The organism is Olivibacter sp. EAT-5 (assembly GCF_044784325.1).
Lineage (GTDB): Bacteria > Bacteroidota > Bacteroidia > Sphingobacteriales > Sphingobacteriaceae > Olivibacter > Olivibacter oleidegradans.
In genome coordinates this window covers 4650127-4670252 of record NZ_CP173028.1, presented here as the reverse complement: position 1 = coordinate 4670252, position 20126 = coordinate 4650127, and the positions used below count along the sequence as shown (strand labels likewise).

Below are 20126 nucleotides of genomic sequence, written 5' to 3'. Positions count from 1 at the left end.
TGTAATCGCATCCAATATAGCTTACTTGTATTTCGTTGTGATCAATATAACTCCATTTTTGCCCATGCTACCATACATAGCTGTCGCCGCGCGATCTTTTAGGACGTTAATACTTGCTATGTCATTTGGATTGATTGCATTAATATCTTCGTCTTCTTTCAAGACGACACCATCAAGCACCAACAAAGGTTGCACTTGATTTTTTGATCTGATAGTCAGCATTTTTGCTTTTTTCCTTCCATTTTGGAATGCTACTTTGGGAAGCTCCTTGGGGCGATCTTTTTCTTGAATTGCCGTACCTAACGTTTCTTCTTTTTCATGTTTATTGCTCGCGTTCGGTGTGACATGTGATAAACCGGCATTAATCAACTTACCATCTTCTTGATAAGCTTTGCTGATCGTAAACACCATCGCTGAAATAGTAATTGCAGGTACAATAAACACATACTTGCTGAGATGCAGTTGTGAAGATTTCTTTTTGTTCATCATCGCAATTCTTCGTTTTAAGGCATTAAAATTGAAATGATTGCTAAGCTCCGGAGAAATAGTTCGACTGTTAAGATTAACAAGACTATATTGGTATTTTTTCTTGTCTACGCCGCTTTGGAGAACTTTATGGTCTGTTAAAAATTCTAAATTTTCTTTTATGGCCGAACGGGTCAACCAAATAATTGGGTTAAACCAGCAGCATAGGCTAGCGATCTCTACAAGTAGCACATCAATGGTATGCAACTGTTTTACATGCTCTATTTCATGCTTCAGGATTTCTCTTAAATCACGTTCTGTGTGAAGCGATTTATTTAGATAAATGGATTTCCAAAAAGAAAAGGGAGGGATGTCTAGCCATACTTGACGATACCGACAGCTTTCAAAAATGGCGACCGTTGATTTTTGATGAATCTTCGATAAACTAAACAATCGGAGAAGGAACCTCAAGGTTAGCAAAGCAACTACAGACGAAAATAACAAGGTAATAATATTCCATAAATCTACTTTGGGCGGTATGATAGACAGGAGATCGTCCCAAGTCATTATTTGCATTTCACTCCTTCCTGCAGAATTTTCTTTAGCAAAAAACATAGAAAGATCAACGAGCGGATACAAGGCAGAAAACAGGAGTCCCATGATAAAATAACATCTATTCAGAAGATAAAAAGTTAGCTTCCGTAAGAACAGGTAGTAACCTCCGTAAAATAAGGCAATTGATAAATTAACCTTTAATAAATAATCGATCCATTCAGGCATAGCTAATCCTTATCTTGTTCATCAATCATTTTAATAATCTCTTTCAATTCCCGCGCACTGATTTTCTCTTCTTTCGCGAAAAAGGATACAAGTTCTTTATAAGAATTTCGAAAATACTCGCTTACAAATCCGTTCATAAACCCACGCTTGTATTCCTCTTCCGTAACAGTCGGTTCATATCGATAGGCATTGGCATATTTTACCGATCTAACAAAGCTTTTTCGTTCAAGGTTCTTCAGTGTAGATGCCAATGTTGTATAGGGAATTTTAGGATCGGGCATACTATCCAATAATTCTTTTACAAAGCCGCCTCCGTTTTTCCAAATCAACAGCATGGCTTCCTCTTCTTGTGCACTTAGTTTCTGCATAACTCTATGTTTATTTCGTAAATCTACGAAAATTTCGTAAAAAACAAAACATTATTTGAAATAACGGATCTACGAGTCGGGTACAAAATGTTTATATTTGACTTTTTCATTGGTACAAATTGTTTTTAGTGAAACCGAAACTTGCCTATTATGTTAACAGCATAAGAAAGTTTCGACTTTAAATTGATCATATGAAACGAAGAAAAGGAATAAGTTCGTTGTTTTATACGGCATTGGCCATATTGTTTATTAGTTGTCATAGCGGCCCTAACAATAAGAGGCAGGATGCCGATACAACACGCGTGAGTGAACAAGGTATCGTGATAGAAAACGACACCTTGTCGCAAGTCTTTGCCGCTTATATAAAGGTAAAGGATGCACTGGTTGCCTCAGACCCTAAATTGGCAGGCGAAGCGTCCAACAGACTTTCAGAAAGCCTTAAAGGAATTCACGGTTGTGAAAATACAGCCATCTTGGCACAGGAGCTTGCCAATTCAACAGATTTAGCCTTACAGCGTTCGGCATTTTCGGCAATAAGCAAAGATCTGATCGACATGTATCAACGTCCTTCTTTAAGTGCGGGCAAAATTTATGTAATTCATTGCCCGATGTACAACAATAAAGCGGGCGGAGATTGGCTTTCTACCAGTCCGGAGATAAAAAACCCTTACTTTGGTGAAGAAATGTTAACCTGTGGAACTGTCACACAGGAAATTAAGTAGAATCGGGAGTAAAATCGTGTCATCGCAAATTAATTTATCGTAAATAAATTGAAATATTTATAGGTTTCCCTATGTTTTAAGCCATTTTTTTTTAGTTTTGTTACAAACCATAGAATCATTATGTCAGAAAAAGTTTCTTTAAATATTGGAGATAAGCAGGTAGAGTTACCAATCATTACAGGTACAGAAAACGAGAAAGCAATAGATATTTCGAAAATTAGAGCAGAGACAGGATTTATAACGCTTGATCCGGGTTTTAAAAACACCGGTGCAACAACAAGTGCTATCACATATTTAGATGGCGAAGAAGGTATACTTCGTTATAGAGGCTATCCCATAGAGGAATTAGCTGAAAAATCAACCTTTCTGGAAGTGGCGTACCTGTTGATATATGGAGAATTGCCAACCCAAGCTGAGTTTACTGATTTTCAGAATAAAGTAAGCCGACACACGCTTATCCATGAAGATATGAAGAAATTTTTCGAAGGTTTTCCTACCAAATCCCATCCGATGGGACAGCTGTCGGCCTTGGTAGGAGCTCTTTCAGCATTTTATCCGGAATCGCTAAACCCAGACGCCTCCGAGGAGGAAGACAATCTTACCATCATTAAACTACTTGCTAAGTTTCCAACCATTGTTTCATGGATTTATAAAAAGTCCTTGGGACACCCGGTCATATACCCAAAAAATAAGTTAGACTATGTAAGCAATTACCTGAACATGACTTTTGGTCAATTGACGGAAGAAGTCGAAATTGATCCAATTGTTACCTCAGCGATGAATAAACTACTCATTCTACACGCTGATCATGAACAAAATTGTTCAACATCAACCGTTAGAATCGTTGGATCTTCAAATGCCAACCTTTTCACTTCCATCTCTGCCGGTATTTCCGCGCTTTGGGGGCCGCTTCATGGTGGGGCTAATCAGGCCGTAATAGAAATGCTGGAGCGAATAAAAGAAGATGGCGGTGATTCGGAAAAATGGCTGGCTAAAGCAAAAGATAAAAACGATCCGTTCCGCCTAATGGGATTTGGCCATCGTGTATATAAGAACTTTGACCCGCGCGCTAAAATAATAAAAAAGGCATGTGACGATATTCTGGACAGTTTAGGAGTACAGGATCCCGTATTAAATATTGCGAAAAAACTGGAAGAAACCGCGCTAAGTGACCCCTATTTTGTGGATCGTAAGTTATATCCGAATGTAGATTTTTATTCCGGTATTATTTACCGGGCACTTGGCTTCCCTACGGATATGTTTACGGTGTTATTTGCCCTTGGCCGCTTGCCCGGTTGGATAGCGCAATGGAAAGAAATGCGTACAAACAAAGAACCAATTGGGCGCCCACGTCAAGTATATACTGGACATCCAAAACGTAATTTCGTTGCGATGAAAGACAGATAACCAGGGTTTAATAAATCATTTAACAAGAGAGGGGCTAACTAGGGTGCTCCTTTCTTATTTTGTACCCTTGTTCGCTTGACTAACTAACGCAATAATTCCCCCACCAATTAGAATGGCACCTAAGTAAGGTGGCCAGTTAACTTGCTTTTCCTTATCAGCATTGATTTCTACGGGACCTGCATCTACTACTTTTTCCTTTTTTGTATAACTGAAACCTGTCCAGATCAACATCACAGCTCCCACAATTATAAGTATAATACCTAGTACCTTCATCCGTCTTCGTTTTGATGTAGTTAAACAACAAAGCAATCGACATATAGTTTATACGAAGGGTAGGCGGTCGCAAATCTTTTTCGTTTTTTGCATAAAAAAATTATCTTTAGCTTTATGTTTCCTACCTTATCTCATCTGATCGCATATCTTTTCGGGATATATATTCCATTGCCAATTCAGACATTTGGCTTATTTGTTGGCTTTGCCTTTCTGTCTGCATACTACATTTTTAAGGTTGAGCTTATACGTAAAGAACAACAGGGATTAATTATGCCTGTTAAGCAGGAGGTAAGGGTAGGAGAACCCGCACATCCGGTTGAGATACTGATGAACGCATTGGTAGGGTTCATCATTGGTTATAAGCTAATACATGCTATTTTCAACTATGCCGATTTAGTTGATAACCCTCAAGCTTTCTTACTATCCACTAAAGGTTCCTTAACAGGTGGTGTGCTGCTGAGTATTCTATTTGGTTATTGGCTCTATAAAGATAAGAAGAAGCAAGAGCTTGCAGAAGATAAAATAGAAATACAACAGATACATCCCTATGAACTGATGAGCAAAATTTTAGTTTGGGCAGCCATTTGGGGCCTACTGGGGGCGAAGCTTTTCCATAACTTAGAGTATTGGGACGATTTTATACATAATCCGGTAGAAAGTCTCTTATCTTTTAGCGGACTTACTTTTTATGGTGGTATCCTGTTCGGTGGTGCAGCAGTTATTTATTACACCAAAAAACAGGGCATACATCCATTACATATGCTTGATGTGGGTGCTCCCGGCATGATGTTAGGTTACGCCGTTGGTCGTTTAGGTTGTCAGTTATCAGGGGATGGCGATTGGGGCATTGAGAATTTAGCTACTAAACCGTCGAGCCTTCAATGGATTCCCGATTGGGCTTGGGCATTTAAATTTCCTCATAACGTGATTAACGAAGGTGTGCCTATTGTAGGCTGTGAAGGTAAATTTTGCCATGAGCTACCGGTTGCCGTGTTTCCCACATCTTTTTACGAATTTTTGATGTGTCTTATCCTTTTTGCCTTACTTTGGTTTTTAAGGCAAAAAATACATACTGCCGGAATGCTCTTTTCTATTTATCTTATGTTAAATGGTGTCGAACGTTTTTCGATAGAACTAATCAGGGTAAATGCAAAATATCACCTTTTAGGAATATCATTTACGCAAGCTGAATTGATTTCCCTCGCCATGGTCCTGGTCGGACTTATCGGCGTTTTTTACACCCGGTCAAGAGCACAAAAAACTGCTTATTCCATTACGCAAAAATATGCTTAATTTATCTCAACTCACGCAACAAGTACGATCCATAGCGATCGAAGCGGCTAACTTTATCAGGCAGGAACGGTTAAGCTTTGATAAAAGTAAAATAGAGCAAAAGGGCCTTCACGACTTGGTTTCATATGTAGATAAAGGCGCTGAATTTATTATTGTAGAACGGCTCAAAGACTTATTACCGGAAGCAGGCTTTATCACTGAAGAAAAAACGATCGTGAAGAAGGGCGACGTCTATAATTGGATCATAGACCCACTTGACGGAACTACCAATTTCATTCATGATATTCCCGCCTATTGTGTTAGCATTGCGCTTGCTCGTAATCGTCAACCTATTATAGGGGTTGTTTATGAAGTGACCAGCAAAGAATGTTATTATGCCTTTGAACAAGGAGGCGCATTTTTGAACGATCGCCGGATAAAAGTCTCTGCATCGACGACTTTATCCGACTCATTGCTCGCTACCGGTTTTCCTTTTTATAAATTTGAGTATCAAAATCAATACATCAATCTACTTAAACATTTAATGCAGCAATGCCGTGGCATTAGGAGAATCGGTTCAGCCGCCCTGGACTTGGCTTACGCTGCCGCAGGAAGATTCGATTGCTTCTTTGAATATAATCTGAATGACTACGATATGGCTGCCGGCGTATTGTTGGTTAAAGAAGCGGGTGGTATCGCTTATGATTTTGAGGGAAGTCAAGAGATGCTGGATAAAAGATCTGTTATTGCAGGCAATTTTGATATTACTAACCTCGTACTATCCGCAGTAAAAATGCACTTTAAATAAGAAGAGCCCGGTTTCTACCGGGCTCTTCTCTTGAATTTCTATTTATTATTATATTACATAGCTTCCGCCACAACCTCTTGAACCTCAGGAACCATTCGCTTTAACAACCCTTCTATACCTGCTTTTAGCGTAATTGTTGAAGACGGGCACCCGCTACATGAACCGCGTAATTCAACTGTTACCACGCCTTCATCAAAAGATTTATAAGCAATAGCACCACCATCTTGTTCAACAGCAGGACGGACATAATCGTGTAATACTTGCTGAATTTTCTTTTCAGTTTCACTGCCTTCGAAAGCCACATTCTCATCACGCTCTACCTCATGTATTAGCAATTCAGATTCTACCGCGCCCTTTACGAAATCTTTCAATATGGGCAGGATGTCTTCCCATTCACTATCTTCGGATTTTGTAATAGTGACAAAATTACTGGCAAAGAAAACACCATTAACAAAATTAAATTTAAAGAGCTCCCGTGCGAAGGGAGAACTTTGGGCTTTCTCCTTATCAGGAAAATCTAAACTCCCATTATACAACAACTTATTTACCAGAAACTTCATAGTTGCCGGATTGGGGGTACTCTCTGTATATACGTTGATCGTGGCCATTTTTATTTATATTAATTACACAAAGCTAACAAAAATATAACGGACAAGAAGTCAACTGCACGTCATAGTTAATATAGCGATGCGATACCTCTCCCTAAACCCCGGTATAGTTCCAGGGTGTAATGGCCTTGAGCTCCTCTTTAAGCGGATCAGCGATATTCAGATTATTGATAAAAGCGGCTATTGATTCCTGATTAATTGCTTCGTTTGTCCGCGTTAAATCCTTCAATGCTTCATAGGGCTTGGGGTATCCTTCTCTTCTCAATATTGTTTGTATAGCCTCCGCTACAACAGCCCAATTTTTTTCCAGATCGGCCCGAAGCGCGTCTTCGTTCAATATGAGTTTTTTGAGTCCTCGCATAATGGACTTGAAGGCAATGAGTGTATGGCCAAAAGGAACACCTATGTTTCTCAACACAGTCGAATCTGTTAAATCGCGCTGCAACCTGGAAATAGGCAGCTTAGCAGCTAAATGCTCAAACAAGGCGTTGGCTAGACCTAAGTTACCTTCTGCATTTTCGAAATCTATAGGATTGACTTTATGTGGCATAGCGGAAGATCCGATCTGTCCGGCAATAATCTGCTGTTTAAAGTAATCCATGGAAATGTAAGTCCAGATATCTCTACACAAATCAATTAAAATATTGTTTACCCGCTTTAAAGCGTCACAATGTGCCGCAAAGTTATCATAATGTTCAATTTGGGTTGTTTTTTGCGACCTATGGAGACCTAAAATATCGTTTACCAGGTGATTACCAAAGGCAACCCAGTCAATGTCTGGATAAGCGATATGATGTGCATTGAAATTTCCGGTAGCCCCCCCAAATTTAGCTGAGAAGGGAATCGCCTTAAGTTGATTTAGCTGTCCCTCTAATCGTTCAACAAATACGGCTAGCTCTTTACCTAAACGAGTCGGTGAAGCGGGCTGCCCATGTGTCTTTGCCAGCATAGGTATGGCTTTCCATTGCTTGGCCATAGCGTCAAGTTCGCTGATAAGTACGTGAATACCCGGATAATATACTTTGTTTAAGGCTTCCTTCCAGGAATAGGGAATGGCTGTGTTGTTAATGTCCTGTGAAGTCAATCCAAAATGAATAAATTCTTTCGAATCTGTTAACCCGATTGCCTCAAACTTTTCTTTGATGAAATACTCAACGGCTTTCACATCATGATTAGTTGTCTTCTCCAGATCCTTAATACGTTGTGCGTCGTTTTCAGAAAAGTCCTCATATATGGCCCGCAGAGCCGCTTTATTCGGTAAAGCACTTAATTGGGATATACCGGTTTCAGCAAGTGCGATAAAATATTCAATTTCTACAAATACACGATATTTTATTAAAGCGGCCTCCGAAAAAAAAGAAGCTAAATCTTTTGTTGCACTGTGATAACGACCATCTATCGGTGAAACTGCTGTAAGTGGAGATAAACTCATGTCAATGAAATATGTCGGGTTAAAAGCGCAAAGTTAAAAAAATATTGCATTTGTCCATTTTCTCCCATCAGAGAATGAGATCAATTTTAGAAACAATGCCACGGAGGGGACCCGTACCATTTTACAAAAAAAAAGCGTTTCCGCTCATGAACGGAAACGCTTTTTACTATTTCAGTTTTAATTACTGAGCTTCTTTAACTGTAGTATCAGCAGTTACAGTAGTATCTGTAGTGATAACAGTTGTATCTGGCTCGCTAGGAGTAACAACAGTAGTAGTATCAGTTGTTTCTTCAGTAGCAGATCCTTCGCCAGAGTTTGAGTTACAAGCAGCAACAGTTAAAGTTAAAGCTAAACCTAAAAAACCGAATTTGAATAAATTTTTCATTGTTAATTTTCTTTTCTGATTAAATAAAAATTGTTTATTTACCTCTTTATACCGCATATGTTGAAAGGTAACCCAACATTTTAAAAAAAATTTTTCGTTCTTTTTTGCGGCTGCAAAGATGGAGATATTTTAGAAAAATACAAATAGAATTTGCTGACTGATCAAACTTCATTTACTGTTTACTTTTATTTCCCTAGTTTCTGTACTTTTGCCTCTTTGCAACTGACACAAACAGGCGATAATAAAATCGTCGGGGGAACAGTTATAAAAAGGACAGACCTTATTTAAGCACCGTTTTTTATTTCAAAACGTGCTAAAAAAAACACGAATGGGTGGGTTACTATTTGCATTTTAACGTATTAACTAGTGAGTAAAGAAAGAAAACATACACCATCTGACGATAACGAAATACTTGCAGGGGTTTTAGAAGGGGACACCAACATTTTGGATAGTTTATATAAGGCTAATTTCCCGATGATTGCTCGATTGATTATCAATAACGGTGGTGATATTGACGACGCAAAGGACATATTCCAAGAAAGCATTATTATTTTATATGATAAACTCTGTGGCGGCGACTTTGCACTTAATAGCAAACTCAAAACGTTTTTGTATTCTGTCTGCAGAAATCTTTGGCTTAAAAAGCTAACAAAAAAAGGGATTTATACCCGCATCGACGATTTTGAAGAAAAGATTCTTGTAGAAGACGACATCGACACACATAAAGAACGAGACCGGCAATTTTCCATGATGGAAGATGCCTTGAAAAAGCTGGGCGAGCCCTGCAAAACAATAATAGAAGATTTTTATATACGAAATTTAACAATGCAAGATATCTGTGAAAAGTTTGGTTACACGAATACGGATAATGCAAAGAATCAAAAATATAAATGTCTGCAACGTTTAAAGAAACTTTATTTTGGTTAACATTTTACAACAATGAAAAGTGAACGAGATTTTCTAGACCAGTCGGAAGCCTACTTAAGAGGTGAAATGAATGCCCTGGAAAAAAAGGTATTCGAAGACCATCTTGTGAATGATCCTGAAGCTCGTAGAAAATTTGACGAGCACGAAATATTTATTGGAAACATGAAGAGTTACGGAGCTAGGACCGATTTACGACATAAGCTCGAGGCCATTCATGAAACAATTAATATAGAAGAAGTGGTTCCAAAAAAGCCACTCATTGTACGCTTATGGGATAAATATAAGATCAATTCCCTTGTGGCCGCGTCGGTTGCACTTCTTGCTGTTTTCACTACCTTATGGCTTACCGGCTTTTATTCAAAAGACAACACATCCCAATATATTGCTTTGCGACGCGATATGAATAGCATTCGACAAAATGTTAAAGCCCAAAATGCACTGATTAAGGATATTAACAAAGGCAAGAACGACGCCGGTACTCCCAGTCATTATGGAGCCACCGGTTTTGCTCTTTCTTCCAATGGCTACGTTATGACAACGTATCACGTAATTAAAGATGCTGATTCTGTTTACTTGCAGAATTATACAGGCAACTCATACAAAGCAAAGGTCATATATACGGATCCCACATACGATATTGCAGTGCTGGAAATTATAGACAAAGACTTTAAAGAAGTAGGGAATTTACCCTATACTTTTAAACAAAACGCAGCTGATATAGGAGAGGACGTTTATACGATTGGTTTTCCGAGAGAAGAAGCAGTATACGGAAGGGGTTATTTAAGCAGTAATACGGGATATAGTGGCGATACCATTGCTTATCAGGTTTCCATTCCCGTTAACCCAGGTAACAGCGGGGGACCTGTATTGGATAATCGGGGCAATATAATCGGCGTTATTAACAGTAAACAAACGGAGACTGATGGAGCCGCTTTTGCCATCAAATCGAACTATGTTTTGGAAGCGTTGGCGTCAATTCCCGAGGATAGTCTGGAGAAAAAGCTAACATTAAATAAAAAGAACACCCTCGCCAATTTGAGCCGCACGGAACAGATCAAAAAGGTACAGGAATATATCTATATGATTAAAGTATATTAATAGACGACACCGAATAAAACAAAAATGGCTTCCCCCCTGTGGTGGGGAAGCCATTTTTGTTTTATTTTCAGTATATTAGGAACCTAGATCAAAATCATATGACTCAAGCGCATCGGAATATTGACCGTTTTAACTTTCGAGCCGATAACTATGATAAATATCGTCCAGGTTATCCGCAAGGTCTTCTGGATTTCATATATAAACATAATTCCCTAAATGAACAAAGTGTTATTGCTGAGTTGGGGGCAGGAACCGGCATCTTAACAGAAGAACTAGTAAAATGGCCTTGTAGCATCATTGCGATTGAACCTAATGATGAAATGCGCGAAAAAGCGATCCAAACTTTACAAAGAGTTAAAAATTGTGTAATAAAGGACGCAACCGCCGAAGAAACCGGTCTGGCAGACCATAGTATTGATCTCATAATCTGTGCGCAATCATTTCATTGGTTCGACGCGATGAAAGCAAAAAGAGAATTTGAGCGAATATTAAAAAATCAGGGAAAAGCAGCAATTATATGGAATATCCGTAGCGCAGAAACGACTTTTGAAAAAGAATATGAAGAATTCATTTTGGAGTTTTCAATAGATTATAAAGAGGTTAAGAATAGAGAAACACGAGGAAATAACCTTAAAAATTTCTTTCTGCCTAATAGCATGGAAGAACATCTATTTATATACGATACTTACCTGACATTCGAACAGTTATTGGGCAGAACACTTTCTTACTCCTATATGCCTAATGAAGGCCATAAAAGAACACCCGAAATGAAGACTCGATTACGGGTCTTGTTCGACAAATATGCTACCAATCAAATTATAAGCCTCTCGTACAAAACTAAATTGTTTATGGGTATGCTTTAATTTTACATCAAAAACGTTACAAAGTTGCGTTTTTCCCGTTCGATGTTTTGACAATTTTCTCTAAGTTTGTGATATTATTAATCAATAAAAAATCACATGAAGAAACGTTTAATCAATCTAAAATTTCTATTAGCCGTATTTTTTTTCCTGAGCTATTCATATCAAAGCCAGGCCCAATCAGAGGCTTTATGGCTCCGGTATCCAGCCATATCACCGGACGGCAAAACTATTGTTTTTGGATATCAAGGTAATTTATACCGTGTAAGCGCCAGTGGGGGAGCAGCCACCGCCCTTACAGTCGGAAGCTCACACAGTATGATGCCCGTATGGAGTCGTGATGGTCAGTTTATAGCTTTCGCAAATGACCGAAATGGTAATTTCGACATCTATGTAATGCCGGCAAGCGGCGGAAAGTCAACACGACTTACCTATAATAGCGCAAATGATTACCCATACGACTTTAGTATCGATAATAAGGAGGTGATATTTGGAAGTGCCAGGCAAGCACCCGCCGAAAGTACGCGTTTTCCAAGCTTGCGACTGTTTCAAAATCTATACCGGGTGGCTATCAATGGGGGCCGACCGCTACTTGTGAGTGCTGCCGGCATCGAAAATGCCCACTTTAATCAAGATGGCAGCTTATTGGTTTTCCAAGACAGAAAGGGTTACGAAGACCCTTGGAGAAAACATCACAATTCTTCCGTAACGCGTGATATATGGCTATATAATTTAAAAACCAATACATACGAGGCCTTAACTAATGAGGAAATCGAACACCGCGAACCGGTTTTCAGCCATGACGGACAATTTGTTTATTATCTAAATGAGAAGGATGGAACCCTAAATCTCTATAAGAAGGGAATTCGATTACGTATTGCGGATCAACAACTAACACATTTCACAAAAAACCCGGTTCGCCATTTGAGTATTTCAAATGACAATACGCTAGCCTTTACACAGGACGGCTCTATCTATACACTAAAGGAAGGGGGTGAACCAAAAAAGCTAACCGTAGTCATCGCAGTTGATAATGGAAATGCTTTAGCGAGCAATGTGCCATTAAACGGGCAAATTAGTCAGTTTGAGTTAAGTCCTGACGGTAAACAAATCGCTTATGTGAGTAGAGGAGAGCTATTTGTTACAAGTGTTGAAGGCGACTTTACAAAACGAATTACTAATACGGCCGATCAAGAACGAATGGTAAAATGGTCGCCGGATGGAAAAACGTTAATCTACGCCGCTGAACGAGGCAGAAATGGTTGGGGTATTTATCAAAGCTCCATTCTCAATCAAGAAGAATCCTATTTCTTTAATGCAACCGTTTTGAAAGAAGAGCCTCTTATTACCGGAAAAACAGACAATTTTGCTCCTAAGTTCTCACCTGACGGTAAGTCTGTGGCTTATATCGAAGAAAGAAACGTATTGAAGGTATATAATATCAATACTAAAAAAACGGTCGAGTTGCTCCCGAAGGGACACAACCACTCTTATGCCGATGGCGACTGGGGCTTCGAATGGAGTCCGGACAGCAAGTGGTTATTGGTCGATGATCAAAGAGGATACTTTTTTAATTCTAATGTAGCCTTGATAAAAGCGGATGGAACTGCTGAAATAAGACATCCGCTTCTTACTGGTTTTGGTGAAGAGGGGGCGCGTTGGCAGATGGAAGGAAAAATGCTCACCTGGCTAAGCAGTCGCTATGGAAGAAAATCCTTAGCCCTACAGGGCAGTCGCGAACTAGACGTTTTTGGTGTTTTCTTTAATCAAGAAGATTACGATCGATTTAAGTTAACTAAAGATGAATTCGACCTGTTGAAAGAAAAGGAAGAAAAGGCAAAAAAAGACGAGGCGACAAAAAACAATGACCAAAATACGTCCAAAAAGAAAAAAAATGAAAAGGGTGAAAAAGAGGAGGAAAAAACGCTAAAGATAAATTTTGATAATTTACGTGATCGAGAAGTTAGGTTAACCATCAACAGCTCATCCATCAGTGATTACGCATTAACCAAAGATGGAAGTAAATTATTCTATCTGGCATCTTTTGAAAAGGGCTACGATTTGTGGTTAACGGAACCGAGGACAAATCAAACAAAAATTTTGGCTAAATTATCAGGTTCCCCCAGCGGCATTGAAATGAGCAAGGATGAAAAAACCTTATTCGTAGTAAATCGCGGCGCACTGGTAAAAGTTGATGCCGCAAGCGGCAAGATTACACCACTCAGCAGTAAAGGGGAGCTTGAACTGAATGCCGCTGCCGAACGTGAGTACATCTTCAATCATGCTTGGCTGCAAGTGAAAAAGAAGTTTTATGACCCTAATTTACATGGAATCGATTGGGATGGCTATTATCAAACCTATGCTAGATTTTTACCGCATATAAATAACAATTTTGATTTCCAGGAGCTCTTGAGCGAATTATTAGGAGAACTTAACGCATCCCACACGGGAGGGCGCTTTTCTCCTCGATATACCAATCCGGATATTACGGCATCTTTAGGTTTACTCTATGATGAAACCTATACCGGTAAAGGGTTGAAAGTGGCAGACGTAATCCCGGGTGGTCCGGTAGCCAACGCCAAGTCGAAAATTGAAAAAGGAACGATTATACTGGAAATAGATGGCAACACCATTGATGATAATGTCGACTGGGCAAAGTTCTTAAATCGTAAAGTTGGCCAATATGTAAGCATTCGCGGTAAGAATGGAGCAGGTGGTGTATTCAACGAAACGATTAAACCAATAAGCACAGCTGATGAAATTCCACTTATGTATAAACGCTGGGTTAACGGACGAAAAGCGTATGTTAACAAAATAAGTAACGGAAAGATTGGTTATGTACATGTTGAAGGTATGAATGACGCAAGCTTCAGGGAGGTTTATGACCGCGTCATGGGAGAAAACTTAGATAAGGATGCACTTATAGTTGATACGCGTTTTAATGGTGGAGGATGGCTACATGACGACCTCAATACGTTTTTAAGCGGCAAAGAATACCTGAAATTTGCCCCACAGGGGAATACCTTAAAAGGTGGCGAACCGAGAAGTCGCTGGAACAAACCGAGTGCTGTTGTAATGAGCGAGGGAAATTATAGCGATGCTTTTATCTTTCCTTATATCTATAAACAAAATGGTTTAGGTAAATTGATCGGCATGCCCGTTCCGGGTACAGGAACAGCCGTCTGGTGGGAAACTCAAATTGATCCAACATTGATATTTGGGATACCTATGATTGCTACGATCGGAAAGGAAAATCGCCCTACCGAAAATCTTCAGGTTGAACCGGACATTCGGGTTCCCTTACCTTACGAGGCTTTTCTAAAAGGCGAGGATCCACAGTTGGAAAGAGCGGTAAAAGAGCTCCTTCATTAGTTTATTTATTCTTTAAAACTACCATAAGCTCCTTTTATGGAGGCTGTATAAGACTTCCGCGCGATAATCGCCGGAAGTCTTATATTTATATACACTTTTTTCAGATTATGAAAACGCTTATCTCTTTGCTATTAACCTTATCTTGCTTATCTCTTTTTATAGGTTGCAAGGAAAAAGAACGGGTTGACCTCATTCTTCACCATGCTACTGTTTATACAGTAGATAGCACCTTTTCGCTCCAGCAAGCTTTTGCAGTAAAAAATGGAAAATTTCTGGATATCGGTTCAAATGAATCCATTTTGGACAAATACGAGAGCGAGCATATGGTCGATGCGAAAAATCATCCTGTTTATCCTGGACTTTACGATGCTCATTGCCATTTCTTTGCTTTGGCTCGCGGACTACATCAGGTCAACCTGGTTGGTGCAAGTTCCATGAAAGAAGTAATTGAAAGGGTAAAGAACTTTCAGGCAAAATTTCCAAATGACGCTTGGATTTTAGGACATGGTTGGGACCAAAATCTATGGAGCGACAAAAGTTTCCCTAATAATAAGGAGTTGAATGCCGCTTTCCCGAAGATCCCGGTTTATTTAAGCAGAATTGACGGTCATGCGGCCTTAGCCAATGACGCAGCTCTCCAATTAGCGCATATTCCGCTTCATGGGCAACCCACAGGCGGTTTAATTGTAAAAGCGGGAAATATCCCAACAGGTATTCTTATTGACAACGCAATGGATTTAGTGCAACAGAAAATACCACCACCTTCTGAATTGCGATTAACGGAATTCTTATTGGAAGCGGAGAGGGCCTGTTTCTCCGTTGGATTAACAAGCCTGGCCGACGCTGGCTTGTCAATTGAAGAAATCGATTTACTAAAAAAACTGTATAAACAAAACAAATTAAAGATAGGGGAGTACGCAATGGCAATGCTCAATACAGGCACCTTTAAAGAGCTAGTAAAAGCAGGTGTGTATGATCGAGGGCAGTTGACGGTTCGTTCCTTTAAAATTGTGGCAGATGGCGCGTTGGGGTCTAGAGGGGCTTGCTTATTGCAACCGTATAACGATGCTTCAACAGAGCAAGGTTTTTTACTTCTAAAACCTACTACGTTGGATACTATAATCCGTGAATTGGCACAAAGTAATTTCCAAGTTAATGTGCACGCTATAGGGGATTCGACCAATCGCTTTATTCTTCACACTTTCAATAGATATTTAAGCGAGAATAATAAAAAGCGTTGGCGCATTGAACACGCGCAAATTGTTCAACCCAATGATTATCGACTGTTTACAACTGCTAATCTTATCCCTTCCGTGCAACCAAGCCATGCTACCTCGGATATGCATTGGGCAAAAGACCGATTAGGAAACGATAGAATACAATACGCTTACGCATATAAACAGTTATTACGAGCCGCAGGTAGTTTAGCTTTGGGAAGTGACTTCCCCGTAGAAGACATCAATCCGCTGTATCAATTCCATGCCGCAGTAGCACGGACCGATAAAAACGGTAAACCCGTCGGTGGATTCCAAATCGAAAATGCCCTGACAAGAGAAGAAGCATTGAAAGGCTTAACGCGATGGGCAGCCTATGCTTGTTTTCAGGATGAGAAAAAAGGAAGTATAGAGAAGGGAAAGCAAGCAGATTTTATCCAGCTAGAGAAAGACATCATGCAGATTCCCTTAAACGAAATAAGAAATACCAAAGTGCAGCAAACCTGGGTAGCGGGGAAAAGGGTTTATTAGAATAGGTGCTTCCTTCGAACCCGCCCAACCCCTCTGTTCGAGCCCCAGCTTAATGACAAAAAGCCCCAACTTTCGTTGAGGCTTGGTGATCCCGCTGGGACTCGAACCCAGGACCCATACATTAAAAGTGTATTGCTCTACCAGCTGAGCTACGGAATCCTATTCATATTTAATTTCTCACTAAAATTAAATATCATTAACTCTTATTTTTCAGAATTTTATTTTATTTCTGAACTGTTAACGGGTGCAAAGGTATGTTTTTTATCCATACACGCCAAATTTTAAAACAAAAAAAATAGCATTTTTCAATTATTCACTAAGTATCAGTTTGTTATTTTTAGGTACAGCGTAAAACACTCATAACCTTCGGCGTTCGAACCTGCCCAACACTTCTGTTCGAGCCCCAGCTTAATGACAAAAGCCCCAACTTTCGTTGAGGCTTGGTGATCCCGCTGGGATTTTTCGCTCACACCTCCCGGACACTTACCCGCTCAAGAGGCCTTCGGCGTTCGAACCCGCCCAACACTTCTGTTCGAGCCCCAGCTTAATGACAAAAGCCCCAACTTTTGTTGAGGCTTTGTGATCCCGCTGGGACTCGAACCCAGGACCCATACATTAAAAGTGTATTGCTCTACCAGCTGAGCTACGGAATCTTCCTTTATTCGAAACCTACCAGGTTTCTTTGAAAGAGCTGCAAAGGTATAATCTTTACCATTATAATGCAAGACAAATTCTATCTTTTAACGATATTTATCTGCAAAATACTGTATTTCAATCAGAAAAAAATCAATCTATTCTCAATACTATTTTCCCTATATGCCTTCCTTCTTCCATTAAATCATGCGCTCTCCAAGCTTCCGCCAATGGAAATACAGCATGAATCAGCGGTCTGAAAAAACCGGAATGCATCAGCGGCCAAACATTGTTTAGTATGTCCGCCGTCAACATAGCCTTAAAATGTTTATCTCTACTACGTAAAGTACTACCGGTAACGCTGATTCTTTTATGCATAATTTCCATGATATCCAGCTCAACCAAGGAACCATTCATGGCATTGATATATACTAAGCGCCCATCATGGTTCAAAATACTGATATTCTTCCTGAAATAGGATCCACCTACCATATCTAATATAACATCTATTTTTTCCTTTGCAAAAACCTTTTCAAATTCGTAAATCCGGTAATTGATACAAACGTCAGCCCCCAGGTCAAGACAGGCTTTACATTTCTCCTCCGAACCAGCGGTGGCGTACACTTTCGCCCCAATGCTTTTTGCAAGTTGAATCGCCGTAATACCGATACCACTCGAACCACCATGCACAAGAAAATGTTCGTTTTTTTTCAGTGCTCCGCGGCGAAAAACATTATCCCACACCGTATAAATGGTTTCCGGAAGGCTCGCAGCTTCAACAAAACTCAAACCTGTAGGGATGGGCAAACAATGACCTGCATTGGCAACCGCTTTCTCCGCATAACCACCTCCGGCAATCAATGCACATACATGATCTCCAATCTGCCATTGAGCTACCTCGGCACCTATTTGTTCAATAACGCCTGCAATTTCTAAGCCCGGTATATCACTTGCAACGCCTTCAGGAGCTGAGTACTTCCCCTTGCGCTGAAATATATCCGGTCGATTTACCCCGGCTGCCGCCACCTTAATAAGTACTTCATCGGGTTTTATTAATGGATCAGGCTTATCATGTAGTTTTAGAACGTTTGGTGCACCATATTCAGTAATCGAAATTGCTTTCATGTTTATTTTTCTTTCTAGCTTAAGTTCAACGTTTGTGCCATCAAATTGTTTATAAATTCACGCTAACGCTCCTTGAATGAAAAAGATTTGTCTGAGGCCCTTTTTTGTATTTCTTCTCATTAAAACAAGATCCTTTTAGCCAAACCATACAAAACAAAACAAAAACAGGAATTAATCACAAAAATTAACAGAAAAATCAATCAAAAACCTAGCAATATCAATATAGACATGAATATATCATAATATTTTATAAAAATTGAAATAAATACACAAAAACAAAGAAGAAAAAGGAAGCATATAATACAGTAAACTTACTATTTATTAAATTTATGACTTAAAATATTTTAAAATGTTATATTTTAAATATTTGTATAAAAAAAACGCCAATAAAAAAATATCAAAACATTAAAAACATCATTAAAAATACATTATAGCAATTTTTAAATAAAAAACATCTAAAAAAAATACGATAAAAATCTATTATGAAAAAAATAAAAGCAAAAAACAAACGAATATTCACAACAAAAAATAAAAAAATTCAAAAAAAATTTTGATAATCGATTTTTTCACTATATTTGCATCAACAAAACGATATAAAATAAAAAAATATCATTTTGTTTGTCATATTGCCCCTCAGTTTAATATAGGTTTATAATTGGTTAGCAGAATAGCCCCTTTCCCAGAGGGGCTATTTCTTTTAGTATAGATTTATGGCATTTATTTTTTTGTTATTTCCACAAAAAGCTTCTCTTTATTAAAAAACCACACCAAAAGACATTGAAAAATAGACCTTGATCTGTGAGATGATCTGGAACAAATTTTGCACATAATATCCCGTATATGGGCACACAAAACCTCGACATACAGATCCTAGCGGCACCTTCTATATTAGGGCTCCGTACAAATGGCGTGCAAGATTTGCCAGCCGCCCTGTTGAAAGCTGGCCTCGGCTGGCAGCTACAGCAAGAACATCCTGTACTACACCTTGCTACCCTCAATGCGCAGTACAGCGACAAAAGAGATCCTGACACTCGTTGTCTTAATCCAGTATCAATTCGCAATTTCTCTATCAAACTCGGAAAAGCCGTTGATTTACTGCTTGACAAAGGCCGCTTCCCGCTGATATTGGGCGGTGATTGCAGCATTCTTCTAGGTATCATGTCTGGCCTCAAAGTCCGCGGTAAATATGGGCTGATCTTTATCGATGCGCATGCAGACTTCTACGAACCCGAAAAGTCGGTGACCGGCGAAGTGGCCGATATGGATCTAGCAATTGTTACCGGTCGGGGACCGGACATACTCACCAACATTAACAACGTAAAACCCTATGTAGAGGATGGCCACGTGATTCATATCGGTCAGCGGGATTGGGAGGAGACAAAAAAATATGGCTCGCAGGATATTCGCGAAACCACCATCACTCGCTATGATCTGGAAAACATAGAAAAAGAGGGGATAGAACAAGTTGCAGCTGCTGTAATAACAAACCTTGACTCCTCCCTAGATGGCTATTGGATGCATTTTGATACGGATGTACTAGCCGATGAGCTAAACCCTGCAGTAGAATATCATTTGCCCGGCGGACTTGATTTTGAGCAGTCAGAATATTTTATTAACCAACTTTTATGCACCGGAAGAATCATAGGTTTTGATATCACCATCTTCAACCCCCGCTTCGACACCAACGGACAGATTGCCCAAAACATCAGTGATACCATCGTCCGCGCCTTTCGTTCCATTAAACGATAAATACGGGGAAAAGCATTTACTTAATACCGTGGCTTTGCAGTCCAAATTAGAAGCATTACAATCTAATCTGCCCTTATAAACAGAAAAAGCCATTTTT

Annotated in this window: 17 protein-coding genes and 2 tRNA genes; 10 read left to right on the top strand and 9 right to left on the bottom strand. The window is 39.4% G+C overall.

The features are described 5' to 3' along the window. Window positions 1-21: 21 nt before the first annotated feature. Together ACH11B_RS19435 and ACH11B_RS19430 are read right to left on the bottom strand one after the other, a co-directional pair. Window positions 22-1245 (bottom strand): M56 family metallopeptidase, encoded by a 1224-nt coding sequence (locus tag ACH11B_RS19435; RefSeq protein WP_377608962.1) that lies wholly within the window; start codon window positions 1243-1245, stop codon window positions 22-24. Between the two features lie 2 nt (window positions 1246-1247). Further along, entirely contained in the window at window positions 1248-1613 is a 366-nt protein-coding gene (locus ACH11B_RS19430; protein ID WP_013666883.1) for a BlaI/MecI/CopY family transcriptional regulator, read from the bottom strand. A gap of 191 nt (window positions 1614-1804) precedes the next feature. Between ACH11B_RS19430 and ACH11B_RS19425 the strand changes: the two genes are divergently transcribed. Together ACH11B_RS19425 and ACH11B_RS19420 are read left to right on the top strand one after the other, a co-directional pair. After that, entirely contained in the window at window positions 1805-2335 is a 531-nt protein-coding gene (locus ACH11B_RS19425; protein WP_377608964.1) for a DUF3347 domain-containing protein, read from the top strand. A 120-nt stretch (window positions 2336-2455) separates the two neighbouring features. Then, the gene (locus tag ACH11B_RS19420) at window positions 2456-3742 is read left to right on the top strand and encodes a citrate synthase (RefSeq protein ID WP_130856023.1); all 1287 of its coding nucleotides are present in this window, start codon (window positions 2456-2458) and stop codon (window positions 3740-3742) included. A gap of 54 nt (window positions 3743-3796) precedes the next feature. On the opposite strand, the gene ACH11B_RS19415 is transcribed toward ACH11B_RS19420, so the two are convergent. Continuing rightward, complete coding sequence (locus ACH11B_RS19415; protein WP_130856024.1) at window positions 3797-4015, bottom strand: hypothetical protein; 219 nt, start codon at window positions 4013-4015, stop codon at window positions 3797-3799. Between the two features lie 114 nt (window positions 4016-4129). On the opposite strand from ACH11B_RS19415, the gene ACH11B_RS19410 reads away from it, so the two are divergent. Both ACH11B_RS19410 and ACH11B_RS19405 read left to right on the top strand, forming a co-directional pair. Beyond that, on the top strand, window positions 4130-5308 hold the full coding sequence (locus ACH11B_RS19410) for a prolipoprotein diacylglyceryl transferase (protein WP_377608966.1): 1179 nt from the start codon (window positions 4130-4132) through the stop codon (window positions 5306-5308). Next, on the top strand, window positions 5301-6095 hold the full coding sequence (locus ACH11B_RS19405) for an inositol monophosphatase family protein (protein WP_013666878.1): 795 nt from the start codon (window positions 5301-5303) through the stop codon (window positions 6093-6095). The genes ACH11B_RS19410 and ACH11B_RS19405 overlap by 8 nt, the downstream gene beginning before the upstream one ends. 53 nt (window positions 6096-6148) lie before the next feature. On the opposite strand, the gene ACH11B_RS19400 is transcribed toward ACH11B_RS19405, so the two are convergent. The 3 genes from ACH11B_RS19400 to ACH11B_RS19390 all read right to left on the bottom strand — a co-directional run bounded on the left by ACH11B_RS19400 (window position 6149) and on the right by ACH11B_RS19390 (window position 8520). Then, window positions 6149-6703, bottom strand: a complete 555-nt coding sequence (locus tag ACH11B_RS19400; protein WP_013666877.1) for a NifU family protein — start codon at window positions 6701-6703, stop codon at window positions 6149-6151. A 94-nt stretch (window positions 6704-6797) separates the two neighbouring features. Further along, window positions 6798-8135 carry an adenylosuccinate lyase gene (gene purB, locus ACH11B_RS19395; protein WP_377608968.1) on the bottom strand — a complete coding sequence of 446 codons (1338 nt, stop codon included), beginning with the start codon at window positions 8133-8135 and terminating at the stop codon, window positions 6798-6800. A 181-nt stretch (window positions 8136-8316) separates the two neighbouring features. Next, window positions 8317-8520 (bottom strand): hypothetical protein, encoded by a 204-nt coding sequence (locus tag ACH11B_RS19390; protein WP_013666875.1) that lies wholly within the window; start codon window positions 8518-8520, stop codon window positions 8317-8319. A gap of 366 nt (window positions 8521-8886) precedes the next feature. On the opposite strand from ACH11B_RS19390, the gene ACH11B_RS19385 reads away from it, so the two are divergent. The 5 genes from ACH11B_RS19385 to ACH11B_RS19365 all read left to right on the top strand — a co-directional run bounded on the left by ACH11B_RS19385 (window position 8887) and on the right by ACH11B_RS19365 (window position 16522). Continuing rightward, window positions 8887-9447 (top strand): RNA polymerase sigma factor, encoded by a 561-nt coding sequence (locus ACH11B_RS19385; protein ID WP_130856027.1) that lies wholly within the window; start codon window positions 8887-8889, stop codon window positions 9445-9447. A gap of 12 nt (window positions 9448-9459) precedes the next feature. Continuing rightward, the gene (locus ACH11B_RS19380) at window positions 9460-10545 is read left to right on the top strand and encodes a serine protease (protein ID WP_013666873.1); all 1086 of its coding nucleotides are present in this window, start codon (window positions 9460-9462) and stop codon (window positions 10543-10545) included. A gap of 98 nt (window positions 10546-10643) precedes the next feature. Beyond that, complete coding sequence (locus ACH11B_RS19375) at window positions 10644-11408, top strand: class I SAM-dependent methyltransferase (RefSeq protein WP_130856029.1); 765 nt, start codon at window positions 10644-10646, stop codon at window positions 11406-11408. Between the two features lie 96 nt (window positions 11409-11504). After that, on the top strand, window positions 11505-14777 hold the full coding sequence (locus ACH11B_RS19370; RefSeq protein ID WP_377608971.1) for a S41 family peptidase: 3273 nt from the start codon (window positions 11505-11507) through the stop codon (window positions 14775-14777). Between the two features lie 107 nt (window positions 14778-14884). Continuing rightward, window positions 14885-16522, top strand: a complete 1638-nt coding sequence (locus tag ACH11B_RS19365; RefSeq protein ID WP_377608973.1) for an amidohydrolase — start codon at window positions 14885-14887, stop codon at window positions 16520-16522. Window positions 16523-16605: 83 nt separating this feature from the next. Here the strand turns inward: ACH11B_RS19365 and ACH11B_RS19360 are convergent. From ACH11B_RS19360 to ACH11B_RS19350, 3 genes are all read right to left on the bottom strand, one after another. Then, window positions 16606-16681: transfer RNA gene (locus ACH11B_RS19360), tRNA-Lys, on the bottom strand. 421 nt (window positions 16682-17102) lie between these two features. Continuing rightward, window positions 17103-17175 (bottom strand) — tRNA-Lys (locus ACH11B_RS19355). A 133-nt stretch (window positions 17176-17308) separates the two neighbouring features. Then, window positions 17309-18280 carry an NAD(P)H-quinone oxidoreductase gene (locus tag ACH11B_RS19350; protein WP_013666810.1) on the bottom strand — a complete coding sequence of 324 codons (972 nt, stop codon included), beginning with the start codon at window positions 18278-18280 and terminating at the stop codon, window positions 17309-17311. Window positions 18281-19120: 840 nt separating this feature from the next. On the opposite strand from ACH11B_RS19350, the gene ACH11B_RS19345 reads away from it, so the two are divergent. Then, window positions 19121-20029: an arginase family protein gene (locus ACH11B_RS19345; RefSeq protein ID WP_377608975.1), complete on the top strand. Its 909-nt coding sequence runs from the start codon at window positions 19121-19123 to the stop codon at window positions 20027-20029. The last annotated feature ends 97 nt before the right edge of the window (window positions 20030-20126 follow it).